The following is a 19149-nucleotide window of genomic DNA, read 5'->3' on the forward strand; positions in this document are numbered from 1 at the left end:
CGACCTGCAAGAGGAGGACGTTTGTTCAGATTCATTCGGTTTATAGCGAATGCTTGATAATCCTCTTCTGTAGGGAATATAGTTCCGTACCTAAGTACAGAGTCAAGGGGGATTCTATGGAAAAGCAACTCACCATCAGCAAGCTGGCTCAGCAAGCAGAAGTGAATATCGAAACCATTCGTTATTACCAACGACGCGGCCTGCTCGACACGCCCCAAAAAAATGCAGGGACAGTGCGCCGCTACCCGCAAGAAATGGTGGATCGTATTCGCTTTATTAAACGCACACAGGCTTTGGGTTTTTCATTGGGTGAGATCGTCGATTTACTGCGGTTTGACGGTACTTGCGTCTGCACGGAAACCCGCGCCAGATTGCAGGGGCAGGTGGAAATGGTAGAGAAAAAGATTGCCGATCTGCAGGCAATGCGTCGAGCGCTGGATATCCTGACGGGGCCGATAGAGGGCGTGGCAACCCTTGAGAGCTGCCCATTAGTGACGGCGCTGGGTAAATAGAGCCCTCGTGCATACCTACATTTAACAAATCGTATTCACCTCACTATTGAAGGCGTTACTTTTCGTCAGGAAGGAAATAGTGGCCGCATTTAGGGCAAATCATGGTGATATTTTTACGCATTTTGCGACTGTTTTGTTCAGAAACGTGAGCGCATTTTGGGCAGGTCACTTTAACGGATGAGTCGCTGAACATCTTAAGGGCATCAAAGATAGACATATCTTTCACCGGGTAGATGTAGGGAGCCCCAGTTTAGCATTCGGCATCCCCAATAGCCCTTTATTGATTGTTTATTAATCATTTCTGTGAGCGTGGTGGGGGGATTTGGGTGTTCTCGATCAAGTGGTACCGCAGTAAAAATGTCATATTTCCATCCGAGGTTACATCTGCCGGAGCAACCTTACGCAGGCATGACAGTTCTATACATTGTGGCTGGTAGTTTAACAGCTACCCGATGATGTTGTGTGTTATCCATTCCCTGTAGTGTATTACCCATCCCTGTTAAGTTTATCCCGCCTTGTGCGGGATTTTTTTTATCTGCGCGCAATTACTGCGCCCGCGTACATCATGTTGCGCGTGGCCTGCAATGCCAGAAAATCATGCGGGAAACCCAGTTCAACGGCGCTGGCGGTTGCGGGGATCCCCCTTTTCCGGATCCTGCCTTTACTATCCCGCCAATCGGCAAATGCCGCGTCTGCTGCGCGCATTTATTGACTTCGCCCGGCAGCAGGGCGTGCAGGCCATGGGGACCTGATCCGACCCCGGTTTTTTTGAACAACTCTGTCAGATAAATTTGGTATTCACCCAAGGGGTAGTTGATTAGATTGGATCACAGTATCCCCGGGTGCCGTCGGCACCCTCATGCAACGATCAGGGAGTTCCTAATGGCGAAAACAGTGGTTATTTTTCATTCCGGCTACGGCCACACCGAGCGTTTGGCAAACGTGGTTGCACAAGGTGCCGAAGCGGAACTGATCGCTATCGATCAGGAAGGCAATATCAGTGATGAAGCCTGGCAGAAACTGGACGAGGCGGATGCCATTATCTTTGGCTCACCGACCTATATGGGCGGCCCGTCCTGGCAGTTCAAAAAGTTCGCCGACGCCAGTTCGAAAGCCTGGTTTGGCCGCAAGTGGCAGGACAAGGTTTTTGGCGGGTTTACCAACAGCGCCAGCCTGAACGGCGATAAGCAGGTCACGCTGATCGCTCTGCAAACGCTGGCCTCGCAGCACGGTGGCCTGTGGGTCAGTCTGGGGCTGATGCCGGCCAACACCAAGTCGGCGCAGCGTACCGATGTGAACAACCTCGGCGGTTCTGTCGGGCTGCTGGTACAGACGCCTGCGGACGCCGGTGTGGATGAAATGCTGTCGGGTGATCTGGAAACTGCCACGCTTTACGGCCAGCGTGTGGCCGGCTTCGCCGCCAAACTGGCTTAAGCGTAGAAAGGGACGTTAGCCAGGCATGGCTTTATTCATGACGTGACACGTGCTTTTTCGCTCATTTTTTCTACACAATTGGGGCGTAAATTAGTGCGTGTTATTAGCCTGCTTGGGCTAACACTGCATTTCGTACAAATATTCCCGGTTCCTAGACCGGGTTTTTTGTTGCTAAGGTGGGCTTAAGCTTCCGGCGATACAATGAGCAGCAGCACAGACATGCAATGGCTGTGTCGTAACTGTCAATTAGCTGCTCTTCAAGCAAGCCCGCACTGTGCGGGTTTTTTTTATGTGCTCGTTTCTAATTGCTCTTCGTTGCGACTTGCTGGAAAATAATAGCCGGCAGTACGGTTTGAGCGGCAAGTAAAATACCCTTTTTGTTATTATGGTTTTGGCGTTGTGCTGATTGGCGATGGTTTACGCTATGCTGTTAGGTACCCTTGAACATTATTTTCGGGCGGGCGAAAATCCGTTCCGCATTGAAGGATACCGGTGAGCGGTGGCGTTAAGAGCATTCCGTTAATTAAAAAAGAATCTATCTTTGTTGCTGATCTGCCTGTATTTTTTAGGTTTAGCTCTGATTGTTATGTCCTCCTCATCATGTCGGGCGAGGGAATATGCATAGAATTGCTCTGGTTATTATAAATATATGGGTAAGGCGATGAACGCCAGAATAAACGCCAAACAGGGGTTGCCAGCCGCTATCCAGTTGCTCACGCTTTTTCTGCTGGCCTATTTACTTTCCCTGCTGGGTATTTTTACACGCCCGATAGGTTCCCTTTCTCTGTTCTGGCCGGTGAATGCGATTTTACTCGGTCTGTTATTACGTAAACCCGCCTATGCCAGCCCTGCGGGGTGGTTGATCACGTATCTGGGGATGATTGCCGCCGATCTGACTAACGGCGAAGGTCTGCCGCTGGCGATGTGGTTGAATGCCTGCAATATGTCCCTGATCGCCACCGGTTACGGTGTGATGCTGCTGTTGCCGCAGTCGCAGCGTCGGATGGGCAAGCCCCAGGCGATCCTGTATATGTTTACCGCCAGCCTGAGCGGTGCGGCAGTGGCGTCGACGCTGTCGATACTGCGCAATGACAGCCTGTACAACAACACGGCGATTATCGCCTGGCTGGCGTGGTTCAGCGAACAGTTCTCGACCAATCTGCTGTTACTGCCGGTGCTGCTGGCGGCGCCACGGCTCAAGCAACTGCTGCGCATGCAGATCAACTGGCAACTGCGTGCCGGTTTGCCACTGCTGGCGTTGCTGTTTTCACTGGTGTTTAGCGTGTATATCGGCGGGCCGGGGGCGATTGCCTTCCCGATCCCGGCGCTGCTGTGGTGCGCGGTGCGTTATCAGTTGTTCACCGTGACGTTGCTGACGCTGTTGACCGGCATGACCGAGATCAGCAGCATCTCCGCCAACCTGATGCTGTATGAAACGCCGAACAACCATAATGCATTCCTCGATACGCTGATGTCGGCCCGCCTGGGGATTGCCATGCTGGTCATGGGGCCGCTGATCCTCTCCAGTTCGATCGCCGTAAACCGTAAATTGCTGCGGCGCCTGGAGCACAGTGGCAACCATGACTTTCTGACGGGAGTCTTGGCGCGTAACGCACTGACGCGTAAGGCGGGGGAACTGTTGGATCACAAGCATAAATCGAAAGAAGCGGTGTCGCTGTTGCTGATCGATATAGACCACTTTAAACAGATTAACGACACCTATGGTCATTTGGCCGGCGATCAGGTGTTGGCTTCATTCGCTCATATCGTCAGGCGCGAACTGCGCCACGATCAGCTGTTTGGTCGTCTGGGCGGTGAAGAGTTTGCCATTATGCTGCCGCGTGCGCTGGCGGCACAGGGGGTGGCGTTGGCGGAGCATTTACGGCAATTGGTGCAAAAAGCCGATTTGTACCCCGGCGGCAAGGTGCCGCTAAATATCACGATCAGCGTGGGCGTCGCCAGCCTGGCGATGAACGAAGTGAAATCACTGGAACAGCTAATGAATATGGCGGATATCGCGCTTTATCGTGCCAAGTCGCAGGGGCGTAATCGAGTGGAGTCGTTCAACGTGGTCAGTGGCAACAGTATTGGGCACATCATGTTTAAATAAGGCTTCAGTTCTGCTTGGGTTCAAACTCGGTGCCGCAGTTTGGGCAGATCAGCATGACGTTTTGTCGCAGCATCGCGCATTTTTGGGTGGTGACATAGGCGCATTTTGGGCAGGCGATTTGGGTTGAGCGGTTGATGAAACCTTTAACACTGCTGGTATCGGACATGATGAATGGCCTGTGTCAGGTGAAAACCCACGCTAACACAGGTGGTATCAAATTGCTTAGAATGTTTTTTATACGCCTGGAAAGGGATTACAGGCTTTTCAGCACTTTCAGCGTTTCGTCCATGTCGATCTCGTGTTCGGAGAAGGTATGGGTGTCATTCTGGAAAGTAGTGATGGTCAGCATACGCAGCGTTTGCATGGTCTGCGGCGCGTCTTCGGACTGCGGACGGATGCGGTTCATCAGCAGGCCAACCGACAGCACGGTATTTTCTTTATCCACGTCCGCTTTCACCGGCACTTCTTTGGTGAAGGTGTTGAAAGATTTGATGCTGGTGATTTTGATTCTTTCGTTGGCGATGATGATGTACTTGCTCGACGCCAGCACCTTGACCGCAAACGCCGATGGGCCTTTGGTGTTGTTGGTCGGTTCGAAAGTCACCGCCGCGTTTTTCTTAATCAGCTCCGGGTTTTGCACTTTAATCACGTGAAAATAACGATTTTCCCCGTTCTCATCGGTAATAAAGCCGAAGCCTTTGTCTTCAAAAAAAGTCGTTATCTTGCCGTTCATCATCATTCTCATCAATTCGTTCAATACAGTGCTTATGATAGCGCGGAATGCCTTGCAGTGACAGATTGCGTGCCCGGCAATTGATAATGCGATAACGGCATTTAGCCGGTTTGGGGCCACATGCTATTTTCAGCCTGACTTTATTCATTTCTGAAAGGGAAAATCGATGGGAATTAAACGGCTTAACCACGCGGTGTTGTATGTCAGCGACGTACAGCAGAGTGCGGATTTTTATCATCAGGTGCTGGGATTCAAGCTCAAACCTTCAGGCAGCCCCGATAAAGCGGTGTTTACCCAGGCGGCCGATTCGGACAATGATCATGATTTGGCGCTGTTCAGCAAGAATTTAGGGCAGCAGCGGGCCGGCGTTTTTCGCGCCAACGGCGAGCCGCCGGCAGAAAACGAGCCGCCGGCCGGGCTGTATCATCTGGCCTGGGAGGTCGATAGCCTGGACGAACTTGAACGCATTCGCGATCAGTTGGCGCAGCGGGGCATTCTTGGGCTGGAAGAAGATCATGGCGTGCACAAGAGCATCTACGGTCATGATCCGGACGGGTTGCTGTTTGAAGTGACCTGGTTTATTCCAGCGGCGTTACTGACCGAAGACGATCGTAACCAGCGCGGCATCAAACCGTTGGATTTCGCCGCCGAAAAACGCCGTTTCACGCAGGGGTAACGGAACGGGGCGCCTCGGGCGCCCTGCAGTCACAGAACCTTGTTGAGGAAGTTGACGGTGCGATGGTGCTGTGGCTGATTCAGCACCCGGCGTGCATCCCCCTGCTCGACGATTTGTCCATCGACCATAAAGACAATCTGATCTGCCGCCTCGCGCGCAAAGCCTATCTCATGGGTAACCACCACCAGCGTAACCCCCAGATCCGCCAACCCTTTGATCACGTCCAATACCTCACCAACCAGCTCGGGATCAAGCGCTGAGGTGGGTTCATCAAACAAAATCACCTTCGGGTTCAGCGCCAGGGCGCGGGCAATGGCGATTCGTTGCTGCTGGCCGCCGGACAGATGGCGTGGGTAGGCGTCCGCCTTGTGGCGCAGGCCAACGGTATCCAGCAGTTGATAAGCGACCTCTTTGGCCTGCGCTCGCGAGTAAATCTTATGTACCACCGGCGCTTCGACGATGTTCTCCAGCACCGTCAGGTGCGGGAACAGGTTGAAGTTTTGGAACACGTAGCCGACGTTGATGCGCTGCTTGAGAATGGCGTTCTCTTTCAGCTCATACAGTTTGTCGCCCTTGCGCCGGTAGCCAACATAGTCGCCGTCGATACGGATAAAACCTTCGTCGACGCGTTCCAGGTGGTTGATGGCGCGTAGCAGGGTGGACTTGCCTGACCCGGACGGCCCGAGGATCACCGTGACGGTGCCCGGCTGCAGCGTCAGGCTGACATCGTCCAGCGCCTTGTGCTTGCCGAAATATTTGCTCACGTTGCTGATTTCAATCAGGCCGCGGGCCGGTACCGGAACAATGCTGCGCACCGGCGCTTCGCGCAGGGCGTAATAATCAATGGCTTCGGACATAGGATCTCCTAAGGTTTTAACCAGCCGGCCAATTTCTGCCATGGCGTTGGCGGCAATTCGCGTACCGCGCCCCGGGCGAAATAGCGTTCGATGTAATACTGAATGACCGACAGCGCGGTGGTGATGAACAGGTACCAGACGGTGGCGACCATCAGCAGCGGGATCACCTGTTGGGTGCGGTTATAAATCACCTGAATGGTGTAAAACAGCTCCGGCAGCGCCAGCACATAAACGATCGAGGTGCCTTTCGCCAGGCTGATGATTTCGTTGAAACCGGTCGGAATGATGGAGCGCAGCGCCTGCGGCAAAATGATGCGGAAGGTGCGGCGATAGCCCGGCAGGCCAAGCGCCGCGGCTGCCTCATGCTGGCCGTACTCTACACCGAGAATGCCGCCGCGGATGATTTCTGCGGTATAGGCGGATTGCACCAGCGTGAGCCCCAGCACCGCCACGGAGAACTGGCTGAGAATATCGATGGTCGGATAGCTGGCGAACACCACTGAGGTAAAGGGAATACCCAATGAGATGGCATCGTACAGGTAAGAAAAGTTATACAGAATAATCAGCACCAGGATCAGCGGCAGCGAGCGGAACAGCCAGATGTAGCCCCACGCCAGCGAAGCCAGCAGGTAAGAGCGCGACAGCCGCGCCAGTGCCAGCAAGGTGCCGAAGATAATGCTGAACAGGGTACCGAGCAGCGTCAGCAGCAGGGTTTGCCCCAACCCCGACAGCACCGCCGGTGCAAAGAACCATTCGGCGAATACGCCCCATTCCCAGCGCTCATTCGCCGCCACCGACTGAACGATGGCCGCCAGAATAAACACCGAAAACAGCGCCCCCACCAGCCGCAGCGGGTAGCGTGCGGGAATCACTTTTAACACTTCTTGTTTGGACATCACAGGTCTCCTGAAACAGATCAAAGGGGTTAAGAAGGGGAGCGATCCCCTAGGCAATCTTCCTTTCCGGTGCACAACAGAGTGCGTCCGCTGTTATCAGGCTCTTGCGAAACGGCAACCGGCCATCGTAAGGCGGGCGGCTGTAAACTTCGCTGTCGACGGAGGGATCGAACTGTGGTTGATAGCCGTTGCTCAAATACAGGCCCACGGCTTCCGGTTGGCGAAAACCGGTGGTCAGATAGAGTTGGCGGTAACCCTGTTCCAACGCCAGCGTCTCCAACTGCTGCAATACTCGCTGCGCCAGCCCCTGACGGCGCAGGTCGGCCCGGGTCCAGATGCGCTTAAGTTCGGCAGTTTGCGGATCGTAACGTTTGAAGGCCCCCATGGCGATCGGCTCTCCGGCGCGCAGCAACACGATAAAGGCGCCTTGCGGTGGGGCGTACAGATCCAGCGTTTCCTGTTCCTGGTCACCAAAATAGTCGCCGTAGCGTTGGCGATACTCGCCGAACAACCCGGCGATCACCGGCTCGATCAGCGGATCGTCCGGCAGCGTTTGGATAAAAACGTCATTTGCCATTTGTATGCTCCTAATCGCCCAGGTTGTTGCGTTTGGCGGGCAGGACGGTAAAGGTTTTTCGCATAGCGGCTATCCCTGAAAAAATATTATCGTTATTGGGTAAACTGGTTCAGTGGCTGCTTCAGGCCAAGGTGGTCGCGCAGCGTGTCACCGCTGTAATCGCTGCGGAACAGGCCGCGTTGTTGCAAAATGGGCACCACGCGGTCGACAAAGTGGCCAAACGAGTTTGGCGTGCCACCGCTGATGATGAAACCGTCGGCGGCCTGGGTGTCGAACCAGTTTTGCAGGCCGTCCGCCACGGCTTCCGGTGTGCCGCCGAATACCGGGCGGGGTGAGGCTGCTTCCAACGCCACTTCGCGCAGCGTCAGGTTGCGCTCGCGGGCATTGCGTTTGATGGCGTCGGTGGTGCTGCGGAAGCTGTTTTGCCCCAAATCGCCGATATCCGGGAAGGGCTCGTCCAGCGGGTGACGCGAGAAGTCATAGTGCTCAAAGTAGCGGCCCAGGTAGTTGAGCGCGTTTTCGATGCTGACCAGACGTGCTGTTTCCCAATATTGGCGTTCTACGTCTTCGTTATCGTCACCGACGATCACGCTGACGCCCTGAAAGATCCGCAGGTCATCCGGTTCACGTCCTTGTTCCACCAACTGTTTTTTCACGTCCTGATAAAAATCCTGCGCTTGTTGCTGCGATTCGTGATGGGTAAAAATGGCGTCGGCGTGTTTGGCTGCCAATTGCTTGCCGTCTTCCGACGCGCCGGCCTGAAACAGGATCGGGCGGCCCTGCGGTGTGCGGCCGATATTCAGCGGCCCCTGCACCGAGAAGAATTCCCCCTGGTGGTTTAGGGTATGCAGTTTGCCTGCGCTGAAAAATTCGCCGCTCTTTTTGTTACGCACAAAGGCATCGGTTTCCCAGGAGTCCCACAGCCCTTTGGTGACGTCGAGATATTCGCTGGCAATGCGGTAGCGCAAGCTGTGTTCCGGATGCTCGGTGCGTGAAAAGTTTTTTGCCGATCCTTCCAGCGGCGAAGTCACAACGTTCCAGCCGGCCCGACCTTTACTGAGGTGATCGAGGCTGGCGAACTGGCGCGCAACGGTAAAGGGATCGCTGTACGAGGTGGAAAGGGTGCCCACCAGGCCGATTTTGTCGGTAGCGGCGGACAGTGCGGCGAGCAGGGTTAGCGGTTCAAAACGATTGAGAAAATGCGGAATGGATTTCTCATTGATATATAAGCCATCGGCAACAAAGACGAAATCCAATTTGCCCTGTTCGGCTTTTTTCGCGGTGGCAATATTAAAATCGAGATTAATACTGGCATCGGCGGTGGCATCCGGATGTCGCCAGGCAGACATATTTCCCGATGCACCATGCAAAATGGCGCCAAGACGCAATTGTCGTTGATTTTTAGCACTGTTGCTCATTGCTTTCACCCTGTTAAATGCCGGTGTGGCGCTATCTTTAGAGCTTCCACTATTGATTAGCGTCATCAGGATGTAAAACAACAAAACAGCATATTCAAATGTTGAAAACAGCAAATATCAGGGGCGGGGAAATAATAAATCGCAGCACAGAATACTCTGCGCTGCGAAATAATAATCGGGTGGATTTTATACCTTGCTGGTGGCTTTTTCCGTTACGGTGGCTAATTGTTGCAGTGTGCGCTCGGCCAACAGTTCGAAATATTGCGAGGCGGGGAAAATCGCCTGTTCATCCGGGTTGAAGCGCGGATGATGCAGGCCAAACTCACTCGCCGAACCGATGCTGACAAAGACGCCCGGGACATGGTGCAGATAAAGGGCAAAGTCCTCGCCGCCCATTTGCAATTCGGCCTCTTCCACCCGGTACCCCGCTTCGGCAGCGACGGTTTTGCTGAACGCCGCCCAGCGCGCGTCATTGATGACGGCCGGCGGCCCGGCCTGCCAGTGCAGCTCTGCTTCTGCGCCCAATGAAGCGGCTACGCCACCGATCACCTGACGGATTTTATCCGGCACCTGACGACGAACCGCATCGCTGTGGGTACGCACTGTGCCTTCCAGCTCCACGGTTTGCGGCAGCACGTTCCAGGTGTTGCCACCCTCGATGCGCGTGACGCTAACCACCAGGGATTCCAGCGAGCTGAAACTGCGGCTGGGCAGGGTTTGCAGCGCATTGACAATCTGGCTGGCGGTCACAATGGTGTCGATCCCTTGCTCCGGTTTGGCGGCATGTGCGCCCTTGCCGGTGATCAGGATCTGGAAACGATCGACATTGGCATAAAACGCGCCCGCGCGGGTGGCAAAGGTGCCGGTCGGCAGCTCTGGTGCGTTGTGCAAGCCGAAGACTGCCGCCACGTTGTCCAGCGCCCCGGCATCGATCAGGTGCTGGGCACCGTTGAAGGTTTCCTCCGCAGGCTGGAAGAAAATACGCACCGTGCCGGGCAGGGTGGCCTCGCGGGCTTTCAACAAATGTGCCGCGCCGAGCATCACCGAGGTGTGAAAATCATGTCCGCAGGCGTGCATCACGCCGCTGTTTTGCGAACTGAACGGCACGCCGGAAATTTCTTCGATCGGCAAGGCATCAATATCGCCGCGCAGTGCAATGATCGGCCCCTTGCCACTGCCGATTTCGGCCACCACGCCGGTCTTCAGCCCCAACGGCAGGATCCGGATACCGGCCTCTTCCAGCCAGCGGGTAAGGCGGGCGGTCGTGGCAAACTCGTGGTTGGACAGCTCAGGGTTCTGATGCAGTTCACGGCGGTAGGCGATGATTTTTTCGGCCAGTTGGCTGGTCATAGTCTTGGCTCACTGTGGTTAATAAGTTCTAACCCTAGTGCAGGGCGGGCGGAAGCAAAAAGACTGTCTGGTTATATTACATAGCGATTGCGTCTGCATCAGGCCGGCAGTGCGCGTTGACGGCCCATGAAACAGGCGTTCGACCGCTGTTCGCTGGGGTTTTAAGAGGATTGGACTACCCGGAGAGACAATGGCAAAGGGGGCGAGCGATTTACAGTGGAGGAGACGGATTTTTTCACTTTTTATCGGTTTTATGTGATCCAGGTTGTGGACAAAATCCCGTCTAATTGCTGTACTGTACTGGACACACGTTTTGTGTCTTACATTCACGTTAAAGGTAAGTTTGATGTCTAAGATTAAAGGTAGCGTTAAGTGGTTTAATGAATCCAAAGGCTTCGGCTTCATTACTCCGGAAGATGGTAGCAAGGACGTTTTCGTTCATTTCTCTGCCATCGCTAGCAATGGTTTCAAAACTCTTGCTGAAGGCCAGCGTGTAGAATTTGAAATCACGAACGGTGCCAAAGGGCCATCTGCTGCTAACGTTATCGCTATCTAAGCTACAGTAGCCGAAATTCTTAAAACCCGCTCCCAGAGCGGGTTTTTTATTGCCATTTTTCCGACGATTCATGCCTGCGGTTTAGGCACCAGCAGCTTAAACAGCAGGATGGCGATGGCGTAACACCCGACAATGGTCAGCGCCATCGATACGCTGGAGGTGCCGCCCAGACCAGTGAGCGGCACGCTGCAGGCCCCGAGTGCGAACATGCTCACGCCAATCAATGCAGAGGCGCTACCGGCTTTATCCCCCTGGCTTTGCATCGCCAAAGATGATGCCGTCGGGCCGACGATGCCGATCACCGCCACCGAGAAGAACAGCGGCACCAACAATAGCGCCAGCGGGGCATGCAGGCTGGCGGCCAGCAACAGCAGCAGCGAGGAAACGGCGGCCAGCGTTAAGCCGCCTTTCAGCACCTTGCGTTCTCCCCAGTGTATGCTCAGACGGCTGGAGATTTGCGCAGAGATAATCAGCCCGACACCGTTGATGGCGAAGCACAGGCTGAACATCTGTGGACTGAGGCCGTAAATCTGCTGCAGCACGAAGGGGGATGCGCCGATGTAGGCGAACATCCCGGCCATCACAAAGCCTTGCGTCAGGCACAGGCCCATAAATTGGCGCTGGGTCAGTAATCCGCCCAGTGACCGCAACATCGCCAAAATCCCGCCCTGGCTGCGGCGCTCTGCCGGCAGTGACTCGCTGAGCTTCAAGCTGGCTAGCGTAAACAGCAGCACGGCGATACCTGCCAGCACGCCGAAAATTCCTCGCCAGTCCATAAACTGCAGCATGGCTCCCCCCAGCACTGGCGCAACGATCGGCGCCAGGCCGTTAACCAGCATCAGCAGGGCGAAGAAACGCGTCAGTTCGTGCCCGGAATAGAGATCGCGGGCGATAGCGCGCGATATCACAGCACCACCGGCACCTGCCAACCCTTGCAACAGGCGGGCAATCAGCAACTGGTCGATATTCGGTGCCAACGCGCACCACAGGGAAGCGAATAGCAGCAGCGTTAGTGACAGCAGCAGCGGACGCATGCGGCCGAGCTTGTCGCTGTAGGGGCCGAAAATCAGCTGACCGACACCTAACCCCAGCAGGCCGGCGGTCAGGCTGAGCTGCGCCGTGGCGGTCGAGGTATTCAGCTCACCGGCCATCTCCGGCAGGGCGGGCAGGTAGAGGTCGATGCACAGCGGGCCCAGTGAGGCCAGCAGGCCAAGCACGACGGCGTACACCAGACGTTGTCTGGCTAATTGTCTGGTCATAAGGATTAAGATTTCCTGAACAGGTGAGAGATAGCTTGTTGGTATAAGCCGTTCAGCAAGCTGACGTCGGCTTTTTGCGTGGTGAGGATGCGATAACCGGTACCTTCGCTTAATACGGCGATGAACTCCACCCTGGCGGCGATTTCCTGCTCGCTGAAATGCGGGTAGAGCCGACGCAGGCTTTGGCAAACGTGGTGGAACAACCGCGTTTCCGCATCGCTGAGCATGTTCGCCACTGTCGGGTTACGGGTGGCTTCGGCGGTCACTTCCAGCATCAGCATATGATCGGTTTCGCTTTCACCCGGCTGCTGAAACAGGGTACGCGCCGCCAGGGTGCCGGCGATCAGGTTGATATGATCGCCGAGATCTTCCAGCCGCCGCATTTTACTGGCGATGATACGGTTGACGATCTCTTCGATGATCGCGTCTTTATTGTCGAAATAGCGGTAGATCTGGCCAACGCTAAGCTGTGAGGCGTGCGCGATTTCCGCCATGCTGGCGGCGTGAAAGCCGTGCTGACGAAAGCAGAGTTTTGCGGCGTCGACAATCTGATCGCGGCGGGCCTGTACTTTAACCTGCTTGCTGTCGCTGGTGGATATCATGTCCCGATCCTTTGCCAATAAATGTCTGGTTCACCTTCTGGGTGTGAACGTTCATTCTCAATTGTAATACAACATCGGCAATAGGCAATAGGGCAAGGATAAAGGCGAGATGGAGCGCGGGGCTTTAGGCGAACAGATAGGCCTTGATGAAAGCGGCAACAATCAGCAGACACAGCAGGGTAGCGGCAACTTCAACGGGCGTTTTTGGCAGGCTTGGCATCTGAGTTCTCATCCAGTTTGGGATACTGGATGAGAGTATGCGCACAATAGATTAAGGAAACATTAAGGCGCCGAAAGGCTTTATTGTCCGTTAACCCAGATGACCAGCATAAACGCCAGCAGGGTCATCGCCAGCGAACCCGCCAGGTTGAGCAGCATATTGCCCAGAGCCCAGGCGAAACGCCCGTCTTGCAGCAAATACACCACCTCCAGAGAAAAAGTGGAAAAGGTGGTCAGCCCGCCGCAGAAACCGGTAGTGATCAGCAGCTTCCAGGTGGGATCCAGGTGCGTCATACGGCTGAAGATCGCGATCGCCAGGCCGATGATAAAACCGCCCAGCAGATTCACCGCCAGCGTACCCAGCGGGATATGCGCGTTTAGCTGATTCATCTTCATGCTTATGGCCCAGCGCAGTACGCTGCCGGCACCGCCGCCAATAAAAACTGCCAGTAAAGAACTCAACATGGTCAAAATTACCTTTCATTCAAGGGGAAATGATACTCAGAAAGGTCCAGGCGTAACGCTACGCACCCCTCTGAGAGGTTACGTAGACATCATCAGCCTGTGAAGGCGGTTATGGAGGAATGTCATCTCCGTCGTTCGACGCCGCTGTTTTGCCGCGCTGGGGGATCTTACACCCGGCGTGGTTTGTTTTGTAGTAGCAAAAGTGACAGGGAAAGTGGAAATTGTCACTCTTGGCGTTAATGGCCAGCTCCAGCCGTTAGGCGGTGCGGTAGGTGACTAACCCCAGCAGCACCGGACAGAGGTAGATCATGGGCAGACACAGGCCACCGAAAAAAGAATCGATCAGCAGATTGCGGACTTCGGCTTTGAACTGTATGGCAGCGTACCATGCGGCTTCTAAACTCAGGATAGCCTGATTAATGCGCAATGCAGATAAAACTGAGCGGTGGCGGGATCTCACTCTGTTACATGTTGCTGTTGTCTTGCTGCGGGGAAAGTAGGTAAATACTCGCAGGCAAGGTTTGTTTTCTCGCTGCATTCGCAGCGCTATATGAATAAGAAGGTGAGTATGGAAGGGATCAGTATTACCAAACTTCTGGTGATTGCAGTGTTGATCATCTTGCTGTTCGGTACCAGCAAACTGCGTACTTTGGGCGCGGATTTGGGTGCTGCGTTGAAGGGCTTTAAAAAGGCCGTGGGCGATGATACTACCCCACCGCCTGCCAGCACGGCAGAAAGCCAGTCCAACCCGCAGAGCGTCGAAAAGAAAGACGTTTAATTACGCTTTCTGCCGGGCAATAAAAAACGGATGCCGCAAGGACATCCGTTTTTTGGCGTTTCCGTCGCTGGAAACGTAACAAATCGTTGCTGCTATTACTTCACTTCCATCCCTTTTGCCTGCAAATCGGCATGGTAGGATGAACGAACAAACGGACCGCACGCGGCATGGGTAAAGCCCATCGCCATCGCTTCTTCTTTCATTTCGTCGAATTCGGCAGGGCTGACGTAACGCTGTACCGGCAGATGGTGACGGCTTGGCTGCAGATACTGGCCCAGGGTCAGCATGGTGACGCCATGGCGACGCAGATCGCGCATCACTTCAACGATTTCCGCATTGGTTTCCCCCAGGCCAACCATCAGGCCGGACTTGGTCGGGATATGCGGATGTGCCTCTTTAAACCGCTCCAGCAGCTTCAATGACCATTCGTAGTTGGCGCCCGGACGTACCTGACGATAGACGCGCGGCACGTTCTCCAGGTTGTGGTTGAACACATCCGGTGGCGTTTCGGTCAGGATCTCCAGTGCGCGATCCATACGGCCGCGGAAATCAGGCACCAGCGTTTCAATTTTGATGGTTGGGTTTTTCGCGCGGATGGCGGCGATGCAATCGGCAAAGTGCTGGGCACCGCCGTCGCGCAGATCGTCGCGGTCAACCGAGGTGATCACCACGTAACGCAGGCCCATGTCGGCGATGGTCTGAGCCAGTTTTTCCGGCTCGTTGGCGTCCGGGGCCACCGGGCGGCCGTGTGCCACGTCGCAGAACGGGCAGCGGCGGGTACAGATGGCGCCCAGGATCATAAAGGTCGCGGTGCCGTGGTTGAAACACTCAGACAGGTTCGGGCAGGAAGCTTCTTCGCACACCGAATGCAGACCGTTTTTACGCATCGCGGCTTTAATGCCCTGAATGCGCGTAGAGTCGGCAGGGAGTTTGATTTTCATCCACTCGGGTTTACGTAACAGCTCCTGCCGTTCGGTGACCACCGTTTTAACCGGGATCAACGCCATTTTGTCTGCATCGCGGTATTTTACGCCGCGTTCCATCTGAATTGGTTTACTCATAATCGTGCAGGTTCCAGTTACGAAGCTCGACCTTCGGGTAGCCGAGTAAATGAACAAATTCCTGTACCAGGACGGGGTGTACGTCTTCTATGCCAACGCCGGGTGCCAGCGCGCTGACCTGCGCCATCTGCATGCCGGCGTAACCGCAAGGGTTGATACGCTGGAAGGGGGTGAGATCCATGGCCACATTCAGGGCCAGGCCGTGGAATGAACTGCCTTTACGGATCCGCAAACCCAACGAACAGATTTTCTGCTCTCCCACGTAAACACCGGGCGCATCCGGACGGGCGCGCGATTCGATGTGAAAATGGGTGAGGGTATTAATAACGGTTTCTTCGATAGCCGTGACCAACTGGCGAACGCCAACTTTGTTGCGTTTCAGATCGACCATCACGTACATCACCTGTTGCCCCGGCCCGTGGTAGGTCACCTGGCCGCCACGATCGCTCTGGATCACCGGAATGTCACCCGGCATTAACAGATGCTCCGCTTTACCGGCCTGGCCCTGGGTAAACACGGGCTGATGCTGAACCAGCCACAGCTCATCGGGCGTGGTTTCGGTTCGGCGATCGGTGAAGTTGTGCATGGCTTGGGATACAGGCTCGTAGGGCTGCAACCCCAGCTGACGCAAAATGATCTTGTCTGGTTGCAAAAGAGTCATCGTCAGGTTACAGAAGTGGTAAAGCCATTATACCGGGCGCTCTGGCCCGCGACCAGCATTTCGCTGACCAAAAATGCGCAACCCGGGCAGAGGATGCTCTAACCCGGGTTGAAAAGCAGAGGTTTGTGCTGGAATTACAGCACCATGCGGACAATTTCAAGGTTGCCCAACTCATCATATAAGGTTTCCACCTGGTCGATATGGGTGGCGTTGATGGTGATGGACACGGAGTGGTAATTGCCTTTGCTGCTAGGTTTAACCTGCGGGTTATAATCCCCGGGAGCATGGCGCTGCACCACTTCAACCACCTGGTCTACCAGCTCGGGTTGTGCCAGGCCCATTACCTTGTAGGTAAATGAGCAAGGGAATTCGAGCAGTTCGTTCAGTTTAGTTTTCATGTGCGCTCCAGAGTGCGGCTATCAATATAGCGAATCTATAAATTATAACTCCCGCCGGAGCGGGAGTTAATGTTAATCAGTATATGGGGGCAATTTCGCCCGTTTCAACTGTTAACCGAACCAGTGGTGGAACATCAGTTTGATGTAATCCACGATACGGCTGAAGAAACCGCCTTCTTTGACTTCGTTCATCACTACCAGTGGACGCTGATCGATGGTTTTGCCATCCAACTGGAAGTTGATGCTGCCGACAACCTGGTTTTTAGCCAGTGGCGCATGAATTTCCGGGGTGTTCAGCACGTAGCTGGCCTTGAGGTCTTTCATACGGCCACGTGGGATGGTCAGGTAGACGTCTTTGTCTACGCCCAACTCAACGCGATCGGCATCGCCGAACCACACTGGCTCAGACGCAAACTCTTTGCCCACTTTCAGTGGTGCCACGGTTTCGAAGAAGCGGAAGCCCCAGGTCAGCAGTTTCTTGCTCTCGGTTTCACGGCCTTTGTAAGTACGACCGCCCAGCACCGCAGAGATCAGACGCATCTGACCTTCGGTGGCGGAAGCGACCAGGTTGTAACCCGCCGCATCGGTATGGCCGGTTTTGATGCCGTCCACGTTCAGGCTGGTATCCCACAGCAAACCGTTACGGTTCATCTGGCGGATATTGTTGAAGGTGAACTCTTTTTCTTTATAAATCGCGTATTCGTCCGGCACGTCGCGGATCAGCGCCTGGCCGATCAACGCCATATCGCGCGCCGAGCTGTACTGACCCTGAGCGTCCAAACCGTGTACCGTTTGGAAATGGGTGTTCTGCAGGCCCAGTTTGCTGACGTAGGTGTTCATCAGGTTAACGAATGCGTCCTGGCTGCCGGCCACGTAGTCGGCCATTGCCACGCAGGCGTCGTTACCGGACTGCAGGTTGATGCCGCGGGTCAGTTTGGAGACAGGAACGCGGTCGCCAGGCTTGAGGAACATCAGGGAAGAGCCTTTGAATACCGGGTTGCCGGTTGCCCAGGCATCCTGGCCCACGGTCACCAGATCTTCCTGGCCGATTTTGCCTGCTTTCAGCGCCTGGCCGATGACGTAGCTGGTCATCATTTTGGTCAGACTGGCAGGGTCACGGCGCGCATCGGCGTTCATTTCCGCCAAAACTTTACCGGAGTTGTAATCAATCAGGACGTAGGATTCCGCATCGATCTGCGGCACGCCTGGGATCATGGTCTTGATATTGACGTCATCGGCATGCGCAACGGTAGTTGCACTCATCGCGATAACGGTGCCGAGCGCTATGCTCTTGATTAAGCGAAAAGAAGTTACTTGTTTCATGATCGAGACTACAACATCCATGAGGGTAAAGTTAAAAACGAGCCACACTATAACAGATGAGATCCCGGCAGGCATTAGCCAATCCTCTGACTAATCACGCTTTACAAGCTTTTGCTGAAAGAAAATGTTTCAGCTAAAGGCCTGCAGATCAGGCGCGATTGCCCACCGGAAAACTGTTTAAGGTGCGGCAGTGACAAAAGATTGTTGCTGCGCTTCCGTGGCCAAACGCTGTTGCAGTTGGGCCGCTTGCTGGCGGTCGCTGAACGGGCCCAGTTGTACGCGGTAGACGCTGCCGTTGACAGCCACTTTACCCGGTACGCCAAACTTTTGGCTCAGGCTTTGTTGCCAGCTTTGTGCGCGCTCGGCGCTGCTCAGTGCGCCGACCTGCACCACATAGCCGCCCGTTGAGGAGGCGCTGTTTGCGGCAACGGCTGCGGTAGCGGCGACCGGTGCGGCAATGACGGCAGACTCAGGTTCTGAACCTTCCAGCACCCCGGCCGGAACAGCGCTTGGCGCCCCCAGGAAGCCAGTGCGGCTATTGCCTGGGGTGGCGGCTGGAGCCGCGTCGCCGGTATTCAGGCTGCTGTTGTCAATCGGGCGTACTGCTGCGCCATTGGCCACAGGGACATCCTGCTGGATCGGGGTTCCCATGCTGCTGGAGCCAAGATCCGGGCGTGAAGGCAGGGCATAACTTTGTTTGGCAACGGTGGTGCCGATGGTACCCGGGCCGCTCAGTGTGCCATCCGGCGCAACGTTGATGAAATCAACCTTGACCTTGGTGTTGTTGGACAGGTTCAGGCGGTCGGCGACGGCTTTCGACAGATCGATAATGCGGCCTTGGGTGTAAGGCCCACGATCGTTAACGCGCACCACCAGTTGACGGCCATTGGCCAGGTTGGTCACACGTACGTAGCTTGGGATCGGCAGCGTCGGGTGTGCGGCGGTCAGGCCGTTAGGATCGAATTGTTCTCCCAGTGCCGTGGTGTTACCCCTGGCTTCTTCGCCATAGAAGCTGGCCAGACCGGTCTGCGAGAAGTTCTGCGGATCTTTCACTATGCGGTAAGTGTCGCCATTAACCTTATAATCCTGCAAGTTATTAGGGTTATAGGGTTCATATTGAGGCTCAACGCCACCGATTTCCACCACCGGCCCGTTATACGGCTGCTGTGGCGGCGCTTGCTGTTCCGTGGTCGGGGTGGTACAGGCGGAAAGCAATACCGCGACTACGCCGACCCAAAGCCATTCCTTACGCATTACTCACCTC

The 19149-nt window shown here is 55.1% G+C and carries 23 protein-coding genes, 1 pseudogene and 1 riboswitch; of the genes and pseudogenes, 7 read left to right on the top strand and 17 right to left on the bottom strand.

The features are described from left to right. Window positions 1–116: 116 nt before the first annotated feature. Window positions 117–512, top strand: a complete 396-nt coding sequence (locus ACGS9J_RS06795; protein WP_442230231.1) for a MerR family transcriptional regulator — start codon at window positions 117–119, stop codon at window positions 510–512. Between the two features lie 55 nt (window positions 513–567). On the opposite strand, the gene ACGS9J_RS06800 is transcribed toward ACGS9J_RS06795, so the two are convergent. After that, window positions 568–729 carry a YnfU family zinc-binding protein gene (locus ACGS9J_RS06800; RefSeq protein ID WP_217330903.1) on the bottom strand — a complete coding sequence of 54 codons (162 nt, stop codon included), beginning with the start codon at window positions 727–729 and terminating at the stop codon, window positions 568–570. A 424-nt stretch (window positions 730–1153) separates the two neighbouring features. Between ACGS9J_RS06800 and ACGS9J_RS06805 the strand changes: the two are divergent. The 3 genes and pseudogenes from ACGS9J_RS06805 to ACGS9J_RS06815 all read left to right on the top strand — a co-directional run. Next, window positions 1154–1264: pseudogene (locus ACGS9J_RS06805) on the top strand (LysR family transcriptional regulator); the annotation flags it as partial. A 130-nt stretch (window positions 1265–1394) separates the two neighbouring features. After that, entirely contained in the window at window positions 1395–1946 is a 552-nt protein-coding gene (locus ACGS9J_RS06810; RefSeq protein ID WP_442230232.1) for a flavodoxin family protein, read from the top strand. 661 nt (window positions 1947–2607) lie between these two features. Beyond that, window positions 2608–4056, top strand: coding sequence for a diguanylate cyclase (locus ACGS9J_RS06815; protein WP_442230233.1), 1449 nt, complete (start codon window positions 2608–2610; stop codon window positions 4054–4056). Between the two features lie 4 nt (window positions 4057–4060). On the opposite strand, the gene ACGS9J_RS06820 is transcribed toward ACGS9J_RS06815, so the two are convergent. Continuing rightward, the gene (locus tag ACGS9J_RS06820) at window positions 4061–4222 is read right to left on the bottom strand and encodes a YnfU family zinc-binding protein (protein ID WP_442230234.1); all 162 of its coding nucleotides are present in this window, start codon (window positions 4220–4222) and stop codon (window positions 4061–4063) included. An 87-nt stretch (window positions 4223–4309) separates the two neighbouring features. Continuing rightward, window positions 4310–4789 carry a cold-shock protein gene (locus ACGS9J_RS06825; RefSeq protein WP_442230314.1) on the bottom strand — a complete coding sequence of 160 codons (480 nt, stop codon included), beginning with the start codon at window positions 4787–4789 and terminating at the stop codon, window positions 4310–4312. A gap of 166 nt (window positions 4790–4955) precedes the next feature. On the opposite strand from ACGS9J_RS06825, the gene ACGS9J_RS06830 reads away from it, so the two are divergent. Next, window positions 4956–5465 carry a VOC family protein gene (locus ACGS9J_RS06830; protein WP_442230235.1) on the top strand — a complete coding sequence of 170 codons (510 nt, stop codon included), beginning with the start codon at window positions 4956–4958 and terminating at the stop codon, window positions 5463–5465. 29 nt (window positions 5466–5494) lie between these two features. On the opposite strand, the gene ACGS9J_RS06835 is transcribed toward ACGS9J_RS06830, so the two are convergent. From ACGS9J_RS06835 to ACGS9J_RS06855, 5 genes are all read right to left on the bottom strand, one after another. Then, window positions 5495–6322, bottom strand: coding sequence for an amino acid ABC transporter ATP-binding protein (locus ACGS9J_RS06835; RefSeq protein ID WP_442230236.1), 828 nt, complete (start codon window positions 6320–6322; stop codon window positions 5495–5497). 8 nt (window positions 6323–6330) lie between these two features. Next, on the bottom strand, window positions 6331–7218 hold the full coding sequence (locus tag ACGS9J_RS06840) for an amino acid ABC transporter permease (RefSeq protein ID WP_442230237.1): 888 nt from the start codon (window positions 7216–7218) through the stop codon (window positions 6331–6333). 49 nt (window positions 7219–7267) lie between these two features. Further along, on the bottom strand, window positions 7268–7795 hold the full coding sequence (locus ACGS9J_RS06845; protein ID WP_442230238.1) for a GNAT family N-acetyltransferase: 528 nt from the start codon (window positions 7793–7795) through the stop codon (window positions 7268–7270). A gap of 92 nt (window positions 7796–7887) precedes the next feature. Further along, entirely contained in the window at window positions 7888–9213 is a 1326-nt protein-coding gene (locus ACGS9J_RS06850) for an LLM class flavin-dependent oxidoreductase (RefSeq protein ID WP_442230239.1), read from the bottom strand. 186 nt (window positions 9214–9399) lie between these two features. Then, on the bottom strand, window positions 9400–10563 hold the full coding sequence (locus tag ACGS9J_RS06855; protein WP_442230240.1) for a M20 peptidase aminoacylase family protein: 1164 nt from the start codon (window positions 10561–10563) through the stop codon (window positions 9400–9402). 346 nt (window positions 10564–10909) lie between these two features. Here ACGS9J_RS06855 and cspE point away from each other — a divergent pair, with 346 nt between their 5' ends. Beyond that, window positions 10910–11119, top strand: a complete 210-nt coding sequence (gene cspE / locus ACGS9J_RS06860) for a transcription antiterminator/RNA stability regulator CspE (RefSeq protein WP_002210315.1) — start codon at window positions 10910–10912, stop codon at window positions 11117–11119. A gap of 68 nt (window positions 11120–11187) precedes the next feature. Here the strand turns inward: cspE and ACGS9J_RS06865 are convergent, their stop codons facing one another. The 4 genes from ACGS9J_RS06865 to ACGS9J_RS06880 all read right to left on the bottom strand — a co-directional run bounded on the left by ACGS9J_RS06865 (window position 11188) and on the right by ACGS9J_RS06880 (window position 14202). Beyond that, entirely contained in the window at window positions 11188–12378 is a 1191-nt protein-coding gene (locus ACGS9J_RS06865) for a multidrug effflux MFS transporter (protein WP_442230241.1), read from the bottom strand. A 5-nt stretch (window positions 12379–12383) separates the two neighbouring features. Further along, window positions 12384–12980 (bottom strand): TetR/AcrR family transcriptional regulator, encoded by a 597-nt coding sequence (locus tag ACGS9J_RS06870; protein ID WP_442230242.1) that lies wholly within the window; start codon window positions 12978–12980, stop codon window positions 12384–12386. A gap of 300 nt (window positions 12981–13280) precedes the next feature. Then, window positions 13281–13664: a fluoride efflux transporter CrcB gene (crcB, locus tag ACGS9J_RS06875; RefSeq protein WP_442230243.1), complete on the bottom strand. Its 384-nt coding sequence runs from the start codon at window positions 13662–13664 to the stop codon at window positions 13281–13283. A gap of 76 nt (window positions 13665–13740) precedes the next feature. After that, a riboswitch (Fluoride riboswitch) is annotated at window positions 13741–13803 on the bottom strand. A 117-nt stretch (window positions 13804–13920) separates the two neighbouring features. Next, window positions 13921–14202, bottom strand: coding sequence for a hypothetical protein (locus ACGS9J_RS06880; RefSeq protein WP_442230244.1), 282 nt, complete (start codon window positions 14200–14202; stop codon window positions 13921–13923). A gap of 30 nt (window positions 14203–14232) precedes the next feature. On the opposite strand from ACGS9J_RS06880, the gene tatA reads away from it, so the two are divergent. Further along, window positions 14233–14442: a Sec-independent protein translocase subunit TatA gene (gene tatA, locus ACGS9J_RS06885; RefSeq protein WP_442230245.1), complete on the top strand. Its 210-nt coding sequence runs from the start codon at window positions 14233–14235 to the stop codon at window positions 14440–14442. A gap of 95 nt (window positions 14443–14537) precedes the next feature. On the opposite strand, the gene lipA is transcribed toward tatA, so the two are convergent. The 5 genes from lipA to rlpA form a co-directional block, all read right to left on the bottom strand. Then, window positions 14538–15503, bottom strand: coding sequence for a lipoyl synthase (lipA, locus tag ACGS9J_RS06890; protein ID WP_012005634.1), 966 nt, complete (start codon window positions 15501–15503; stop codon window positions 14538–14540). Then, window positions 15496–16164, bottom strand: a complete 669-nt coding sequence (lipB, locus tag ACGS9J_RS06895) for a lipoyl(octanoyl) transferase LipB (RefSeq protein ID WP_442230246.1) — start codon at window positions 16162–16164, stop codon at window positions 15496–15498. The genes lipA and lipB overlap by 8 nt, the downstream gene beginning before the upstream one ends. A gap of 134 nt (window positions 16165–16298) precedes the next feature. Next, window positions 16299–16562: a DUF493 family protein YbeD gene (gene ybeD / locus ACGS9J_RS06900; RefSeq protein ID WP_020825613.1), complete on the bottom strand. Its 264-nt coding sequence runs from the start codon at window positions 16560–16562 to the stop codon at window positions 16299–16301. A gap of 111 nt (window positions 16563–16673) precedes the next feature. Beyond that, window positions 16674–17885, bottom strand: coding sequence for a D-alanyl-D-alanine carboxypeptidase DacA (gene dacA / locus ACGS9J_RS06905; protein WP_020825614.1), 1212 nt, complete (start codon window positions 17883–17885; stop codon window positions 16674–16676). A gap of 177 nt (window positions 17886–18062) precedes the next feature. After that, the gene (gene rlpA, locus ACGS9J_RS06910; RefSeq protein ID WP_442230247.1) at window positions 18063–19139 is read right to left on the bottom strand and encodes an endolytic peptidoglycan transglycosylase RlpA; all 1077 of its coding nucleotides are present in this window, start codon (window positions 19137–19139) and stop codon (window positions 18063–18065) included. Window positions 19140–19149: the final 10 nt, after the last annotated feature.

The organism is Serratia quinivorans (assembly GCF_052113645.1).
Lineage (GTDB): Bacteria > Pseudomonadota > Gammaproteobacteria > Enterobacterales > Enterobacteriaceae > Serratia > Serratia quinivorans_B.